Source organism: Candidatus Thiodiazotropha sp. LNASS1 (genome assembly GCF_964212655.1).
Taxonomy (GTDB): Bacteria; Pseudomonadota; Gammaproteobacteria; order Chromatiales; family Chromatiaceae; genus Thiodiazotropha.
In genome coordinates, this window is sequence record NZ_OZ156465.1 from 4,497,147 (window position 1) to 4,514,212 (window position 17,066).

17 protein-coding genes are annotated in these 17,066 nt (G+C 53.2%); 11 read left to right on the forward strand and 6 right to left on the reverse strand.

The genetic code is table 11. From position 1 onward, the window contains the following. The first annotated feature begins 172 nt into the window (after positions 1-172). From AB8516_RS20060 to AB8516_RS20085, 6 genes are all read left to right on the forward strand, one after another. A complete protein-coding gene (locus AB8516_RS20060) occupies positions 173-2,452 on the forward strand; it encodes an NADP-dependent malic enzyme (protein ID WP_369162938.1) in 2,280 nt (759 codons plus the stop codon). A 123-nt stretch (positions 2,453-2,575) separates the two neighbouring features. Then, positions 2,576-2,956, forward strand: coding sequence for a succinate dehydrogenase, cytochrome b556 subunit (gene sdhC, locus AB8516_RS20065; protein WP_108293978.1), 381 nt, complete (start codon positions 2,576-2,578; stop codon positions 2,954-2,956). Continuing rightward, positions 2,953-3,294, forward strand: coding sequence for a succinate dehydrogenase, hydrophobic membrane anchor protein (sdhD, locus tag AB8516_RS20070; protein WP_369162939.1), 342 nt, complete (start codon positions 2,953-2,955; stop codon positions 3,292-3,294). The genes sdhC and sdhD overlap by 4 nt, the downstream gene beginning before the upstream one ends. A gap of 19 nt (positions 3,295-3,313) precedes the next feature. Continuing rightward, positions 3,314-5,074 (forward strand): succinate dehydrogenase flavoprotein subunit, encoded by a 1,761-nt coding sequence (gene sdhA / locus AB8516_RS20075; RefSeq protein WP_369162940.1) that lies wholly within the window; start codon positions 3,314-3,316, stop codon positions 5,072-5,074. Positions 5,075-5,217: 143 nt separating this feature from the next. Then, positions 5,218-5,910, forward strand: coding sequence for a succinate dehydrogenase iron-sulfur subunit (locus AB8516_RS20080; protein ID WP_369162941.1), 693 nt, complete (start codon positions 5,218-5,220; stop codon positions 5,908-5,910). 24 nt (positions 5,911-5,934) lie between these two features. Continuing rightward, on the forward strand, positions 5,935-6,198 hold the full coding sequence (locus AB8516_RS20085; RefSeq protein WP_108293986.1) for a succinate dehydrogenase assembly factor 2: 264 nt from the start codon (positions 5,935-5,937) through the stop codon (positions 6,196-6,198). A 45-nt stretch (positions 6,199-6,243) separates the two neighbouring features. Here the strand turns inward: AB8516_RS20085 and AB8516_RS20090 are convergent, their stop codons facing one another. The 6 genes from AB8516_RS20090 to AB8516_RS20115 all read right to left on the reverse strand — a co-directional run bounded on the left by AB8516_RS20090 (position 6,244) and on the right by AB8516_RS20115 (position 10,349). After that, positions 6,244-6,603, reverse strand: a complete 360-nt coding sequence (locus AB8516_RS20090; RefSeq protein WP_108293988.1) for a CZB domain-containing protein — start codon at positions 6,601-6,603, stop codon at positions 6,244-6,246. Between the two features lie 116 nt (positions 6,604-6,719). Continuing rightward, entirely contained in the window at positions 6,720-7,082 is a 363-nt protein-coding gene (locus tag AB8516_RS20095; protein WP_108293990.1) for a roadblock/LC7 domain-containing protein, read from the reverse strand. Between the two features lie 165 nt (positions 7,083-7,247). Next, complete coding sequence (locus tag AB8516_RS20100; protein ID WP_369162942.1) at positions 7,248-7,898, reverse strand: hypothetical protein; 651 nt, start codon at positions 7,896-7,898, stop codon at positions 7,248-7,250. 1 nt (position 7,899) lies between these two features. Then, complete coding sequence (locus tag AB8516_RS20105) at positions 7,900-8,436, reverse strand: ATP/GTP-binding protein (protein WP_369162943.1); 537 nt, start codon at positions 8,434-8,436, stop codon at positions 7,900-7,902. Further along, a complete protein-coding gene (locus AB8516_RS20110) occupies positions 8,429-9,622 on the reverse strand; it encodes a hypothetical protein (protein ID WP_369162944.1) in 1,194 nt (397 codons plus the stop codon). Before AB8516_RS20110 ends, AB8516_RS20105 begins: the two co-directional genes overlap by 8 nt. Further along, on the reverse strand, positions 9,588-10,349 hold the full coding sequence (locus tag AB8516_RS20115) for a FimV family protein (RefSeq protein ID WP_369162946.1): 762 nt from the start codon (positions 10,347-10,349) through the stop codon (positions 9,588-9,590). Before AB8516_RS20115 ends, AB8516_RS20110 begins: the two co-directional genes overlap by 35 nt. Before the next feature lie 288 nt (positions 10,350-10,637). Here AB8516_RS20115 and dnaX point away from each other — a divergent pair, with 288 nt between their 5' ends. The 5 genes from dnaX to AB8516_RS20140 all read left to right on the forward strand — a co-directional run bounded on the left by dnaX (position 10,638) and on the right by AB8516_RS20140 (position 17,034). Beyond that, positions 10,638-12,248: a DNA polymerase III subunit gamma/tau gene (gene dnaX / locus AB8516_RS20120; protein WP_369162948.1), complete on the forward strand. Its 1,611-nt coding sequence runs from the start codon at positions 10,638-10,640 to the stop codon at positions 12,246-12,248. A 177-nt stretch (positions 12,249-12,425) separates the two neighbouring features. Next, a complete protein-coding gene (locus AB8516_RS20125; protein WP_069121662.1) occupies positions 12,426-12,749 on the forward strand; it encodes a YbaB/EbfC family nucleoid-associated protein in 324 nt (107 codons plus the stop codon). Positions 12,750-12,780: 31 nt separating this feature from the next. Next, positions 12,781-13,377, forward strand: coding sequence for a recombination mediator RecR (gene recR, locus AB8516_RS20130; protein ID WP_369162950.1), 597 nt, complete (start codon positions 12,781-12,783; stop codon positions 13,375-13,377). Positions 13,378-13,652: 275 nt separating this feature from the next. After that, entirely contained in the window at positions 13,653-13,997 is a 345-nt protein-coding gene (locus AB8516_RS20135; RefSeq protein WP_108294004.1) for a histidine triad nucleotide-binding protein, read from the forward strand. Between the two features lie 76 nt (positions 13,998-14,073). Continuing rightward, entirely contained in the window at positions 14,074-17,034 is a 2,961-nt protein-coding gene (locus AB8516_RS20140; RefSeq protein ID WP_369162952.1) for a heavy metal translocating P-type ATPase, read from the forward strand. The last annotated feature ends 32 nt before the right edge of the window (positions 17,035-17,066 follow it).

Below are 17,066 nucleotides of genomic sequence, written 5' to 3' on the forward strand. Positions count from 1 at the left end.
CCTGCACCATTCAAACTGGACAATCCACCTCACTACTGGTTTAATGCCAATATATTAATAGTACTGCTTTTTAGTATTTATCCAGTAAATACTTACTATAGTTCAACTATTGTTTAACCCTCGGCTACACTCTACTGAATCACTGACCACCTGAATCGAGGACAATCACTTTATGCCTCAAGAGTTGAGACAGGCAGCGCTCGACTATCATCGCTTTCCCAAACCAGGCAAGCTTGAAATCAAGGCCACCAAACCGATGGCCAACCAGAGAGATTTGGCACTCGCCTATTCACCTGGTGTAGCTGTCGCCTGTGAAGAGATTGAAGCGGATCCCAATAAAGCGGCGGACTATACCGCCCGGGGCAATCTGGTGGCTGTCGTCAGTAATGGTACGGCGGTTCTCGGTCTCGGCTCTATCGGCAGTCTAGCCTCCAAACCGGTGATGGAAGGCAAGGCGGTACTGTTCAAGCAGTTTGCCGATATCGATGTCTTCGATATCGAAATCGATGAACAGGATCCCCAACTCTTCATAGAAACGGTGGCTCGGCTGGAACCCAGCTTCGGTGGCATCAATCTGGAAGATATCAAGGCACCCGATTGCTTCATTATTGAGAAGGCGCTCAAGGAGCGCATGAATATCCCGGTGTTCCATGACGATCAGCATGGCACTGCGATTGTGGTTTGTGCCGCAATTCTAAACGGTCTCAAGCTGGTGGGTAAGGCAATCGAGGAGGTCAGGCTGGTGACCGCAGGTGCGGGTGCAGCTGCTCTGGCATGCCTCGGATTGCTGATCGACATGGGGATGAAAAGGGAGCATATCATCGTCACCGATGTCGCCGGTGTGGTCTATAAAGGCAGGACCGGTGATATGGATCCCTACAAGAGCGCCTATCTCGCCGATACCCCTCATCGTACTTTGGAGCAGGCCCTGGAAGGGGCCGATATATTTTTGGGGCTATCCGCAGCCGGTGTGCTGAAAGCGGAATGGCTACCGAAGATGGCGGCCGATCCTCTCATCCTGGCGCTGGCAAATCCGACCCCGGAGGTAATGCCTGAAGAGGCGAAGGCAGTCCGGCCGGATGCGATCCTGGCGACTGGCCGTACTGACTATCCCAACCAGGTCAATAATGTTCTCTGTTTTCCATTCCTGTTTCGCGGAGCCCTCGACGTGGGGGCGAGCGAGATCAATCGTGATATGAAATTGGCCTGTGTACGCGCGATTGCCGAGATGGCTCATGTGGAGTCCTCTGATGTGGTGCGTTCCGCCTATGGCGGCCAACAATTGCAGTTTGGACCAGAGTATCTGATTCCGAAACCGTTTGATCCACGTTTGATGGAAAACGTGCCCTATGCTGTTGCGGTTGCGGCAATGGAGTCAGGGGTTGCGCAACGACCGATAGTCGACCTGGAGAACTATCGTAACCGCTTGCAGCAGAGGGTCTTTCGATCCAGCATAACCATGCGTCCGGTGTTTGAGCGGGCACGTGATGAGTTGCGGCGGGTGGTTTATGCCGAGGGTGAGGAGGAGCGTATCCTCGAGGTGGCTCAACAGGCGATTGATCAGGGAATTGCCATACCTGTCCTGATTGGCCGGCGTGAGATCATTAATAAACGTATCGCCTCCCTTGGCTTGAGGATGCAGGAAGGGGCCGATTTCGAACTTCTCGACCCATTTGATAATCCCCGCTTCGAAAGTTATGCCGAGACCTTGTTTGATCAGGTTCAGCGACGGGGCTATTCACCCAAGGAGGCGCGTAATATACTGCGGCAAAACTATACTGTACTGGCGTCCGTGGTGGTGGCATCAGGCGATGCCGATGCCATGATCTGCGGCACGGTAGGCCGGTATTGGACCCATATCGACTATGTACGTGAGATTATTGGCACCGAGAACGGCATCAATAAACTCACCTCCATGAATGCCCTTGTATTACAGTCCGGTACGCTTTTCATGGCGGATGCCTATGTACAGGAGGATCCCTCGGCAGAGGATATTGCAGAAATCGTCTCGCTCTGTGTTGAAGAGGTATTGTGGTTCGGTATCGAGCCCAAGGTTGCGCTGGTTTCCCACTCAAACTTCGGTAGTCACGATTCTGCTTCAGCGGTTAAAATGCGTGAAGCATTGGCAATGGTTCGCAAAAGTATGCCCGAGCTGGAAATCGAGGGTGAGATGCATGCCGATCTGGCGTTGTCTGAACAGTTACGTTTTGTTCGCTTCCCCAAATCACGGCTCAGGGACCGGGCGAATCTGCTGATCATGCCTAATCAGGATGCAGCCAATGTGGCATTCAATATGTTGAAAGTGCTCGGTGATGGGATCGCTATCGGGCCGATTCTGATAGGCTGTGCGAAATCGGCCCATGTGGTCACACCCAGTATCAGCGTACGTGGTTTATTGAACATGACTGCACTCGCTTCCGTACGCGCCAGTTGTATGATGCGCAAGGACTGAATCATGATGCGATATTATTTGGAGTGAATCGGTACAATCACATTGCAGTGCAGGTTATCCTCAGAGCCCTATGCAGTTCGACTCTGATCTCATTTAACATGAACAGTATTGGAAAAGAGAAACATGCAAGAGACGAATCCGAGACCGGTCTTTCTCAATCTTTTTAAGATACGATTACCCATGGCCGGTATCATGTCGATCATTCATCGCGTTACCGGCGTGGTGATGGTGCTGGCGATCCCCCTTCTTATATATCTCCTTGATCTTTCGCTCAGCGGACCGGAAGGGTTTGCCGATGCCAAAGGGCTATTCGCCAGTGGTTTTGTGAAATTGATTCTGTTTCTCTTCCTGTGGGGGTTGATGCATCATTTCCTTGCTGGTATCCGCTATCTGCTGATCGATATCGATATCGGCGTTGAAAAACCGCTGTTTCGTCAAACCGCATGGGCGGTGACACTGGTTGCACCCGTGTTGGCGCTGATTCTAATGGGAGGTCTGTCATGAGCCGTCGTGCGACTGGCCTGAGGGCCTGGTTTCTTCAGCGTGCAACAGCAATCTATCTGTTGCTGTACATCATCTATGTATTGCAGCACATGATCGCCGATCCGCCGCAGGATTATCACGCATGGCAGGGATGGATTGCGCAACCCTTGGTCGGACTGGGGATCCTGCTTTTTTTCGCCTCCCTATTGCTGCATGCCTGGGTCGGTTTCCGTGATGTATTGATCGACTATATCCACCCCACAGCAATCAGAGTGACAGTACTGACGCTGGTTGGTTTTGTCCTGGTCGGCTGTGCGATTTGGGTTCTGCAAATTATCTTTACGGCGACTGCCGCCTGAGACAAAGGTTAACTATAAGATGGCACTGGAAAAGCAACGATTCGATACACTAATCATGGGAGCCGGCGGTGCGGGTTTGAATGCGGCCTTGCAACTTGCCAATGCAAACCTCAAGGTTGCGGTAGTCTCCAAGGTATTTCCTACACGCTCCCACACTGTCGCAGCACAAGGCGGGGTGAATGCCGCCTTGGCCAACGTCCTGCCGGATAACTGGCACTGGCACATGTTCGATACCGTGAAAGGCTCGGACTATCTCGGTGATCAGGATGCCATTGAGTATATGTGCCGTGAAGCGATTCCCACGGTTTATGAACTGGAGCACAATGGCGTGCCGTTCTCCCGCCTGACCAACGGCAAGATCTATCAGCGTGCATTTGGCGGCCAGAGTCAGAACTTTGGTGGTGAACAGGCTGCACGAACCTGCGCCGCTGCCGACCGCACCGGCCACGCGATCTTACACACTCTGTATCAGCAGAATATCCGCGCCAAGACCCATTTCTATGACGAGTATTTTGCAGTTGACCTGGTCAGGGATGATGAGGGATATGTGTTGGGTGCCTTGGTATTGAACATCGCAACCGGAGAGCCGTTGTTGATCGAGTCAAAGACCACGCTGCTGGCGACAGGGGGCTGCGGGCAGGTCTTCAGGACCACCAGTAACGCACATATCAACACAGGTGATGGCATGGCGATGGCGTTACGTGCCGGCCTGCCGTTGATGGATATGGAATTTTTCCAGTTTCACCCCACCGGCATTGCCGGTAAGGGCATGTTGATCACCGAGGGCGTGAGAGGTGAGGGCGGTTATCTCATCAATAAAGATGGTGATCGTTTCATGGAAAAGTATGCCCCTAACGCAAAAGATCTCGCCAGTCGCGATGTGGTGGCGCGATCCATCGTAACCGAAGTGCGTGAAGGCAATGGTGTCGGTCCTGAAGCCGATCATGTATTGCTTAAGGTCAACCACCTGGGTGAGGAAGTCATCGCCAAGCGCTTGCCGGGTATCCGTGAGAGTTCCAAGATCTTTGCCGGTGTCGATCCGGTCAAAGATCCGATACCGGTATTTCCAACTGCCCACTACGTGATGGGCGGTATCCCCACCGACCGCTTCGGTCGGGTGATGCCTACCGCTGATGACGACGGCGACCATCTGCCGGGATTATATGCGGCCGGTGAGTGTGCCTGTGCGTCGGTGCACGGCGCCAATCGACTTGGTGGCAACTCCCTGCTCGATATCCTGGTATTTGGACGCCTGGCGGGGCACAACATCATCGAGTATGTGAAAGAGAATACTGCCCATCGGCCAATTGACGAAGCGAGTGTGGATAAGGCTGTGTCGCGGTTGCAGCGTTGGGATGCCAAGGGTGACGGCATCACGGTAAGCCAATTGCGCAACGAGTTTCGCAAAACCATGGAGGATCATGCCGGCGTATTCCGTGTCGAGGATATGATGACGGACGGTGTCGAAAAGGTGAAACAGTTACGGGAAAAAATGAGTGAAGTCCGATTGACGGACCACTCCTCCACCTTCAACACCAATCGTACCGAGGCCTTGGAACTGGAGAACCTGATCGATGTGGGACTGTCGATCGCAGTATCCGCTTTGCACCGCAAGGAGAGTCGTGGCGCCCATTCGCGTCCCGATTATCCGAAACGCGATGATGTGGATTGGATGAAACATACCCTCTATTGGAAGGAGAATGACAGGCTCGATTACAAAGGTGTTCGGGCTCAGCCTTTGACCGTTGAGAGTTTTCCGCCGAAAGAAAGAGTTTACTGAAGAGTTTTGAGTTATGAGTTTTTAGCTTTGAGTTGATGTGGTGCTCGAGTGCGGACAGTATCGATAAAGTCATCCGCTTAGCGAATACCACAACTCAAAACTTATCACTCAAAACTAAAAACTCGAAGCAACGAGGATTTGTAATGAAATTCAGTGTCTACCGATATAATCCTGAAACAGACAACGAACCTTATATGCAGGATTTCGAGGTTGAGCAACGTCAGGGAATGATGTTGCGTGATGCCTTGTTGGCGATTCAGTCACAGGATGAGTCCTTTACCTTCAGGCACTCTTGTGGTGAGGGTGTTTGTGGTTCGGATGGCGTGAATGTCAACGGCAGCAACAAACTTGCCTGCATTACACCATTGACGGAACTGAAGGAACCGGTGGTTGTCAGGCCCTTTCCCGGTCGTCCCGTGGTTCGTGATCTGGTGGTGGACATGAGTCAGTTCTATGCCCAATACAAGCAGGTCGATCCCTGGCTGATTCGCAAGGATCCCTTGCCTGAACAGGAGATCCTCCAGTCTCCGGAAGAGAGAAATCAACTCGATGGTCTCTACGAGTGCATCATGTGCGGTTGTTGTTCTACATCCTGTCCTTCTTTCTGGTGGAACCCTGACAAATTCCTTGGCCCACAAGCATTATTGAGCGCATGCCGTTTTCTGGCCGATAGTCGTGACCAGGCTAAAGAGGAGCGACTCGACAAGCTTGAGGGACCCTATAAACTGTTTCGCTGCCATACCATCATGAACTGTGTGGAGGCATGTCCGAAAGAACTGAATCCCACCAAGGCTATTGGTCATATCAAGGCCATCATGCTGAAGGATGCCATCTGAATCTGCATTCGTTTGGTGAATAGCATGAATATTCAGGATAGTGACCTGTCGAACATAGAACGACTACGCTGGCAGTGCCGTCGGGGCATGCTTGAGTTGGATGTACTGTTGGAAGCCTTTCTGGAACAGCATTACTCTGAGCTCTCGCCCCGATTGCAGCGGCTCTTCATACAGCTATTGGATTTCCCCGATCCTGTCATCCACGCCTGGTGTGTCGGTGGCGAACCACCTGATGATGAGGAGTTCAGTGAGCTGATTGCCTCAATCAGGGAGACTAGGGTCTGTTAACATGTCTTAGGGTCGTTTGATCGGCACCACAGAGAGACCGGCGGATCAGTGACTCATTGTGTCGAGTTTCATCAATATGTCCACAAGTTTGGCGGACAGCTTGAACATCTCTGTCATCGCCTCTTCCATACCGCTCTTGTCACCGATCTTCTTACAGTCCAGGGCGCGTTGGCTTGCCTGGTGAAATTGTGCATGTGGTTCAAGGATGGAATCGAAAATATGACGGGCTTCTTCGCTGATAGCTGAAGATTGTGCCGGGCCGTCACTATCGAGCCATTGTCCGAGTTTGCATGAATGATGATCACTCCCTTGGAAGTCTCCCTTGTCTTCCAAGGTCGCCTTTAATTTACCCAAATACTGGATATGATCGTTCATGCGTCTAAGAAAGAAAGCGCTTTCACTCATGATCGCTATTCCCTGTTGATATCTAACGATGGATAGTCGTTTCCCCGTCCGTGTTAACTTTTTTAGGGGCTACACTTTCCAGCAATTATGATTGAATCTTGTACACTGCCCGCAGGTCAGATTAATTTCTCAATGCTCTCAGCAGCACGTTTGACGTCGAGAAAGATCAAGCCCAATTTTGCATTGGTTTTTGCCAGCACCGTAACCACGGCCTCGGGGCCTGCATGGGCCATCAATACATAGCCATCGCCCCCCTTAACCAAGACCTGGTCCAATTCACCACGCGCCAACTCCTGAGCTGTGCGGTCACCAAGCGAAAGCATGGCCGCGCTCATGGCGCCTACACGGTCTTCATCCAGGGACTGTGGTAACTGAGAGGCCATAATCAGACCGTCAGTAGAGATGACTGCCGAGGCCTCGATATCCGCAGAGGTTCCATTAAGTTCACTGAGTATTGAGTTGAGCATATCTGCGCGCATGAGCATATCTCCTTGAAATGGTATGGCAAGTTAAATAGTTGCCTGTTATCCGGGTACAGCTCCGTACAGGCTGATCCGTCGGTGGCATAAAAATCCTAACAGCATGCATTTGTTTTGTTTGACATGATGGATTCCGGTGCTTGCTGTCGTCCTTAAGCACTGGATTTATTGTGATTCCCCTTTATTACTGGAATAACGCGTGTTTAGCGCCCATACCAGGGATGTGAATTCGGATTTGTTGAAGCGGGGTATGCCCTGCAATACCAGTACAAATCGCTGCTCATCGATATACAGGGGCCAAAATCCCAACTGGCTGTTTCCTGCGGCATCGACCAATGCCCATGCGCTGGTAGGAAGGCGCAGGTTATTATGAGTCAATGCCTTGTGTCGGCTGTCGAGAGAGGCGATATCGGCACTCAAAGCTGATAATTCGATTGCCGCTTCATGAGTAAATCCCGAAGCTGACACATGAAAGCCGTGGCTATCTGCCAGCAGTGCCTTACCACAATCGGATAGTGGTGGCAGAAGGTTCGGGAGTAACTCCTCCAATGTGCCGGGTTGGGCAGAGTGAGGTTCCTTGTAGCCTTCTACCCAGCCAAGACTTTGTGCACGAAAAAGCGCCTCTTGTGCATCTGCACCTGCCAGTCCCGTCCATTGCTCCAACGCCTGTTGTGTCAGCTCCGGAGTAGCTTCATGTTGCAGTAGTGCACAGAGTAGAGAGTGTATAGGATCGCTGTTTTGTTGAGATGCTGCATGAAAGGCGCCGGCTGGCGTGGGTAACGCAAAGCGCTTATCGATGAGTCTGTATGTGGACATATCAACCTTCCAATCCGGGATCGATTGAATAGAGCAACGCCTCCACCAACAGGGAGATGTCTCTCTTTACACGCGCATCCACTTCGAATATCGGAACCTTCAAACCGCTGTCTTCAAGCTGCAGGTAATAATCCTCCAGCCGCGGTTTCTTTCTGAGATCCATCTGTGTCACCCCGATAACCACTTTGGTAGAACCAATGAAATGTTTGAAGGCATCCAGAAAAAAATGCATGTCGCTGAATGGGTCGGGTCTGTTATTACTGATCAGGAGTATCAAACCGATACCGCCCTGGGTCAGGATCTCCCACATAAAATTAAAGCGCTCTTGCCCGGGGGTGCCATACAGATGGATGCGCTCCCGGTTGTCGAGAGATATCATGCCGTAGTCCATGGCGACGGTGGTGCCCGGTTTCTGGGTTTTCGTCATATCGCTGGCCTTCTCGTCGGTTATGACGGGATCGATATCGCTGATCGATCCGATGGCCGTGGTTTTTCCGACGCCGACCGGGCCGCTGAAGATGATTTTATGGTCATTCATGGTCCTTTTTTCCTCCCCTGAGGCGGTCCAGCAGGCTTCCAAACAGCCCCCTGAGTTTTGACCTGCGGACTGCAGGGGGTGCGATCAGGGTATCCACAGCACGTCGTGTTTCACCTGCCAGTTGGACGGCGCTGGCGGCACTGTAAAAGGCGAATACATAACGTTGCGGGATATTCAGTGCACTGGCCGTATCGAGCAGTGATCTTGGTTGTTCTGCCCAAAGGGCCGCGATGGGCATGGCATAGGGTGTGATGATCAGCCGGGTGAAATTGGGCCAGCGTCGCAAGTAGATGGGTTGGTGGATATTTGTGCCAGCGGGTATCCGGCCTCTGGATGCCCATAGGGCAAGTTGCCAGATGAACGACTGGAATGAATGCTCAGTCGCATCGGTTGGAGGTGTCCAATCGGTCTTGACTGGATTTAGTTGTACCTCCAGCGTGGTATCGGGCATTGTGCTATAGGGGCGAAGTTGTCTGTCCGAAGCCGATACCCAAATCTTATTGCTGACGATGTCCAGGGTGATCTCCGGCCACGGACCCTGTATGTTGATATTTTGGTTATAATGCACGGCCTGATTCAACGCCTGTTGAGCCAAACCCTGCAGATAGTGCTCTGGTTTATAGAAAATTTTATCTACATGATCTGGGTCTTCCGGATCGATATCGGGTGAGGTACCGACAAACACCTGTTCCTGGGATTCGCTCATGAGCAAGGCAGCCCGGCGAGTCGAGACAGCTTTTCTCCGTGTCGGAACCTCGCCTGGGATGGGTTTTATATCGTTACAGTGAATCTCATCGATTGCCGGCCCACTATCCGTATCTACTGCGACCAAGTTGCGGCGATGGGTTTCAATCGCTGCAATCAGGCGCTCGACAGGGATCGGCTTTTGTACGAACAAAGTATGTCGGTCTGAAATCTCGAGGCTGTTGATCGATACCAGGATCAGTGGCCAGTCCGGGTGGCGTTCACGGAACTCTTTCCACTTTTGATCACCGCCAAAGGAGTCCAGATCGAGGATGCAGATCTCCGAGGAGGCTTCTTCCGTCAGCACATAGCGTTTGTTGCATCGGCTCGAAAAGATCATATGCAGAGCGTTGCGTTGTCGCTGGTCCATCCCGATTGCGGCCAGTCGTGTCGGACCGAGTGACGGTTCAGCCAGATTTGTCATGCTCTTTGTCGATTTCATGCAATAGTTCCTGCCATGCTTTTTGTGCTGGATTCGATACTGTTTCAAGACGCTGTAGAAAGTGCGCGATCTGAGTTCTTATTCGGGAGTGGCGGTAGATTTCGAGTAAGGCATGATGCAGTTCCAATCGTTCCGGCGCGGCCAAAACTGCACTTTCCAGGGTCTCCCGCGCTAAATCGGTTTGTCCAAACGCAAGCTGTTCGGATGCGATTTGCAGGGGGTCAGTCCGGGCATCGTCAGCCGACTCCTCGAACCGGATGAGCTGCTCATGGCTGACACGGCCTGAACTGAGTACAGAGCCGATTGAACTGAGGTTGTCATGCGATCCATTTGCCAGCAGATAGTCCGACAATTGCCGATAGGCCTCGCGCTGCAACAGGGGATAGGCCAACGCAAGCAAACGTTTGCACAAGGCAGCGCCTTTTCCATCGAGTACCAGAAAAAGATCGATAAGTGCGCCATGAATATCGGGATCCGCCATCCCTGCCAGTAAATTGATTCGTTGTACATGTAACCAGAGTGCCTTAGGTGTTCTGGCAACCGCATGTGCATAGAAGGTCTTGGCTTGGGATTCCCAGCCACGGGCATCGATATGCAGAACCCCCCGATAGGCTATCCGGAAGGCCGGCTCGAGAAAACGACAGACTATAGACTCACCCTCCCCGGATTCCGGTGCAGGGGACGATTTGATCAGAGGCAGCGATATTGGATCAGCTATCCGTGTCATTGCCGGTCCTTATGGCAGATATATTTAGCGCAGAGACTTGTTTACCGAATCTGACTACGCTCAAGGCCAGCAGACTGTTTATGTTCCGCTGCTTGGCAGAATCCATGAAAACCCTAAACAGATTGTCGGTTTTTCATCCTCGAAGTTGTTTAGCGTTCATCCATATAGATACTTTAATCGTTTTGTTATTCAGATTTGCTCGTTGCCTTAGTCCGCAAACGGCAGTGATTCCGCTGATGATTCGGGTTAAACTGCCCATCTTCAGTCTGTGGATGACGAATCGTTTAAATGTCTTATCAGGTACTTGCACGTAAATGGCGGCCCCAGTTGTTCAGCCAATTGGTAGGTCAGCAACATGTGGTGAAAGCGCTTACCAATGCGTTGGAACGAGAACAGCTGCATCACGCCTATCTGTTCACCGGAACACGTGGTGTGGGTAAGACAACCCTGGCAAGAATCTTTGCCAAATCATTGAATTGTGAAAAGGGGATCAGTGCAACTCCCTGTGGTGTGTGCGATGCCTGTCGTGAGATCGATGAAGGGCGGTTTGTCGACCTGCTTGAGGTTGATGCCGCATCGAGGACGAAGGTGGACCAAACCCGGGAGCTATTGGAAAATGTTCCATACGCACCGGTACGGGGACGCTACAAAGTCTATCTGATTGATGAAGTCCACATGTTTTCAGCAAGTAGTTTCAATGCCTTACTGAAGACTCTTGAAGAGCCACCTCCACATGTGAAGTTCATTCTGGCCACCACCGATCCGCAAAAGGTACCGGTGACCGTACTCTCACGCTGTCTGCAGTTTAACCTCAAGCGCCTCAGCAGGGAGCAGATCGAGTCACAGCTGCGCCACATACTGCAACAGGAAAAGATTCTCCACGATGAACTGTCCCTCTCCCTGCTCGCCAGAGGGGCCGATGGCAGTATGCGTGATGGGTTGAGCCTGCTCGACCAGGCCATCGCCTTCGGTGGTGGAGAGGTCAAAGGATCCGATGTCTCTGTTATGATCGGCACCATCGGTGCGGATCAGATCTATCTTCTGCTTGAGGCGCTGGCGAAATCGGATGGACAGGGTGTGATGTCCCTGGTAGCAGAGATGGCCGATCGAGCGGCCGACTTCAGCAATGCCCTGCATGAGCTGCTGGCCATGCTGCATCAGATCGGGATGTTGCAGATCGTGACGGAGTATGAACCTGACGACGCCTATGATCCACAACGCCTGCGGGGGATTGCACAGGCGATTTCGCCGGAGGATGTGCAGCTCTATTATCAGATTGTGCTGTTGGGGCAGAAAGAGCTGGATCTGGCGCCCGATCCGCGCAGCGGTTTTGAGATGGTTCTACTCCGACTGTTGGCGTTCAGGCCGGATCAGCCTGAAGCGGTACCCAGTGAATCAGGCGGTTCGCAAGCCAGGAGCCGTGGCGTACCGAGCGGCAATCCGGCTGACCGGAAGAGAGCGGATGTGAAAACCGCTGTGCAGCCCGCAAACAATCCATCTGCGACGGATCCTTCCGATTGGGGGGGCTTCGTCAATGCAATGGATTTGGGTGGTATCACCAGTCAACTCGCCCACAACTGTACCTTTGACAGCTGGGATGGGGAGACTCTGCGCCTGACCCTCGATGCCTCAATGAAGCAGCTACGGGTCGGTCAATCGGAAAAGTGCCTTTTGGAGAGCATTAAGCGGATCCTGGGAAAAGAGACGAGGCTCCTGATCACGGAGGCGGTCCCCGAAAATGAGACACCGGCGATGCGTCAGAAACGGCAACGGCAGGAGCGTCAAAAAGAGGCTGAATCCACGATGATGAATGATCCCTTGGTACGGGAGATGGAGGAACGTTTTTCGGCGCGTCTCCTGACCGATTCCGTCAGGCCGGTGGATGAGCCGGGGGGTTGAGGATAAATAACACCGGTCAGGTTTTGGCGGTCTCTGAGAACATCAAGTTAACACGCTGATATTTATAGGTAATTATCTGTGTCTTAAAGTGGTTTCCAGGATCGTATTTGGTTGTTACACATCGAACCCCGGTACTGATGAAGGGGGGCGATAAATGATTGAGATGAGGTTATATCCATGAAGGGCGGTTTAGGCAACTTAATGAAACAGGCGCAGAAGATGCAGGCTGAAATGCAGCAGGCGCAGGAGCGTTTGGCACAGGAAGAGGTTACCGGTGAGTCTGGTGGCGGACTGGTCAAGGTCACCATGAACGGCAAACATGAGGTGCGTCGGGTCGAAATAGACGACAGCCTGATGTCGGATGACAAGGAGATGCTGGAAGATCTGGTCGCTGCGGCACTGAACGACGCCTCGCAAAGAGTCAGCCAGAAGATGCAGGAAAGCATGTCCGGATTGACGGCCGGCTTGGGATTGCCACCGGGGATGAAACTTCCGTTCTGAAGCGATATGAATTTTTTAAACGGGATTTGCCATGCCTAGTCCCTCACTGTTGCAGCAGTTGATCTCCGCCCTGAGATGTCTCCCCGGTGTGGGGGCGAAGAGTGCGCAACGGATGGCCTATCATCTCTTGGAGAGGGATCGCGATGGAGGCAGGGAGCTGTCAAGGGTTTTAGCGCAAGCCATGGACAGTATCGGACACTGTTCTCGCTGCCGTACCCTCAGTGAGTCCGGGCTGTGTCGACTGTGTGCCAACCCGGAGCGGGACCCGACACAGCTCTGCATCGTTGAAACACCTGCCGATCAGGCCATGATCGAACAGGCCATCGACTACCGGGGTTGCTATTTTGTTTTAGGCGGCCATCTCTCACCCCTGGACGGCATAGGTCCGAAGGAGATCGGACTTGATCATCTGGATGAGCGTTTTGCCGAGGGCGATGTCAAAGAGATTATTCTTGCCACCAACCCGACAATTGAAGGCGAAGCGACTGCGCAATACATTCATGACATGGCAGAGACCCGTAAGATAAAAACAACCCGAATCGCCCAGGGGGTTCCCATGGGCGGGGAGTTGGAATATGTGGATGGTGCAACATTGGCGCACGCCTTTCGAGGGCGATCAGAGTTTTAGGGTCTGCTAACACTAATCCAATCGGCCCTGTTGCCCCTGAAAAAGCGCCAATCAAGGCGCGAGGAGAGAAGTTTGGTGGTTCCAAATGAGCGACGAGCAACACCGAGTGGCGCTTTTTCAGGGGCAACCCGAAGGGCTGGGGCTATTTTTCCGTCCAGCAGCGTTATCATTCGCTCATGTAGAATGACTACACATCACTCATTCTGCCTTGCTGGACAAAAAAATAGTCCCAGCAGAGTCGATCGGATTAGTGTTAACAGGCCCTAGGAGAAAGTATGAGCGACTGCCTTTTCTGTAAGTTTGTCAATGGCGAGATTAAACCCGACAAGGTTTATGAAGATGAAGAACTGCTTGCCTTCCGGGACATCAGTCCACAAGCCCCGATCCATATATTGGTCATCCCCAAACGGCATATCTCCACCCTCAACGATCTCGAATCCGATGATGAGGCGTTGATGGGCAAGCTCATCCTGGCAGCGCAGAGGGTGGCTAAAGAGGAAGGGATTGATGAGGTGGGCTACCGTACAGTCATCAACTGTAACGAGGACGCTGGGCAGTCGGTTTTCCATATCCATCTGCACCTGCTGGGTGGCCGCCATATGAAGTGGCCTCCCGGATAGAGTAAGGAGCAGGGGAAACAGCGGTGTACCAGACCCCCGATTTAATCGGTGCGCCATGTGATCCTCACTTCCAACCATGCGTTCAGATCAGCCAGCTGAAACGGAAACGACGCCGCTAGTGGTTCCCTATCAACTGTCGATTACAGGCATGTCCTGTCAGCACTGCGTAGCTGCGGTGGAGAAGGCGGTTGCCAGCGTGCCGGATGTGGTGCAGGTGGAAGTCAGCCTGGCATCCAACAGCGCCAGGATCCTCGGGGGAAGCCCCGATCTGGCCATAGCTGCGATCAAGGAGGCCGGGTACGATGCACAGCCACTTGCCGACACCGCAACACATTGTCCGTTGCCAGCCACATATCTTCAGAATCACAGCGACCCGGCGGCGCCGACGCTGACTGATGGCTATACCCTGACCATCGATGATATGACCTGTGCCAGCTGTGTCGCCGTGGTGGAGCGGGCCATCCGTTCGGTGGATGGCGTTTCAGAGGCGCAGGTCAACCTGGTGGAAAAACGTGCCCAGGTGATCGGCGGTGATCCCGAAAGGGTGGTCAGCACGGTGATCGATCAGGGTTACAATGCCCGCCTTGATGTTTCTCATCAGACACCAGATGAGTTGCTGTTAGAGATCACCGGTCTAGCCGAAGATGAACAGCAAGCCCGCTTATCGCAACTGTTTGAGGCACTTGACCCGAATGCCGGCCTGCATAGGGAGAAGGATGTTTGGCGCATTCAGACCACACTACATCCCGCACGACTGATGATCCGGTTGGGTGAGGCGGGTATATCAGCAAGCCTGGTGGAACCGTTCATCGACCCCTATGAGGAGGAGGCCGCTGTGGCGGCGGCTGAAGTCAGGCGCGCCTGGCAGCGGGCGCTGCTTGCCGGTGTTGTGGGGATTAGCCTGATGGCGGCTGAAATGACTGGTCATACTCCGCGGCTGAGTGAGTCCGGGGGTGAGAGTTTCTGGCTGGGTATCTCGATCCTGTGTCTGATCGTCATGCGATTCAGCGGTGGCCACTACTATCTGGGCGCCTGGAAACAGGCCAGACATCTCTCTGCCAATATGGATACGCTGGTGGCATTGGGGACCGGAACGGCCTGGTTCGCCTCACTGCTCATTGTGATTCAGCCGGAAGGCCTGCTGCTGCGTACGGATAAGCTCTATTTCGACGCATCCGTATTGATTCTAGCCTTCCTCCAGTTTGGCCATGTGCTGGAGACCCGGGCCAAACGCACCACCAGTGAAGCGGTTGGCGCCCTTGTGGGACTGGCGCCAAAGATTGCACAGGTCATCCACGATGGGAAGGAGGTGGCCGTCCCGGTTTCGCTGCTGCGGGTGGGTGACCGTATTCAGGTGCGGCCTGGAGAGCGCATCCCCATCGATGGTGAGGTCATCGAGGGGACGTCGACGGTGGATGAGTCGATGCTGACCGGTGAATCGCTGCCGGTAAGCAAACACCCGGGGGAGATCGTCACCGGAGGCACGATAAACCGCAACGGCAATCTGCGTTATCGGGTGACCCGGCTGGGAGAGGAGACAACGCTTGCCCACATCATCGCGATGGTGCGCAAGGCCCAGATGAGCAAACCCCCCATTGCCCGTCTTGTGGACAAGGTCTCCGCGATCTTTGTGCCAGTGGTTGTTATGATCGCTGTGATCACATTCTTCGTTTGGATGATTCTGGCTCCGGAGCCGGCTTTGCCCTATGCCCTTACCGCCAGTATCGCAGTATTGGTTATCGCCTGTCCCTGTGCCCTGGGATTGGCGACACCCATTGCCATCATGGTGGGGACCAGTCGAGCCGCCCAGTTGAATATCCTGATCCGTAACAGCGAAGGGCTGCAGCGGGCAAGTGCGCTGACCCACCTGGTCGTCGATAAGACCGGCACGCTTACCCGGGGTGCTCCGACGGTGACCTCGCTCCTTCCTGTCCCGGGTGTGGAGAGGAATGAACTCGTCACTCTCGCGGCCAGTGTTGAATCATATGCATCTCATCCACTGGCGGAGGCGATTGTTGATTATGCACACCAGATCGGGATTGAACTGCTCCCCGTAGAGTCCTTTGACTCCCATCCGGGTCAGGGTGTGGAAGGGCGTATAGCCGGGTTGTCGGTGGAGTTGGGCGGGAATCAGCTCCTAAGTGCAAACCATCTTACACCTCCTTCGGATCTACTGGGCCATGCCGAGCGAGAGGCCGATCAGGCGGGTACACCTGTATGGGTGATGCGCGATGGGATGTTCATGGGGCTGCTGATACTCAAGGATCCGTTGCGTCATGACAGTCTGGCGGCAGTGGAATCACTCAGGAAGCAAGGGGTTGAGGTGGTTATCTGCAGCGGAGACAATCGCGCGACCGCGGAAGCGGTGGCCAGGGCATTAAGGGTAGACGAGGTCCACAGTGAACTCCTGCCATCAGAGAAGCTCGAAGTAGTGAAGGAATTACAGCAACGGGGCTGTCGAGTAGGAATGGTGGGTGATGGTGTCAATGACGCCCCTGCGTTGGCACAGGCGGACACCGGCTTTGCCATAGGCAGTGGTACCGATGTGGCCATAGAAAACGCGGATATCACCCTGGTCGGCGACTCATTGCTCAATGTTTCGACCGCAATTGCATTATCCAGGTCAACACTAAGGAATATTAAACAGAACCTTTTTGGCGCATTTATCTATAATGTGATAGGCATTCCGATGGCAGCGGGCGTGCTCTATCCACTCACGGGTTGGTTGTTACCGCCCATGTTCGCCAGTGCGGCGATGGCACTTTCGTCGGTAACCGTTGTCACCAATGCCAACAGATTACGTTTTTTTCAATCCTCGAAGGAGGCACTCTTGAGTATCACGCTGAAAGTTAACGGCATGACCTGTCCCCACTGTGCAATGAACGTCACCAAAGCGCTACAGGCCCAGCCTGGTGTAGTGAATGCGGAAGTCAGTCTGGAAGACGGTCAGGCCTTGGTTACCGGCACCGCGGATCAGGCGGCCCTGGTCGATGCGGTCGTTGAAGCCGGTTACAGTGTGGAATCAATCTCGAATTGAGGATGAACCGGCGGATTAGCCTTTTGAGCAAA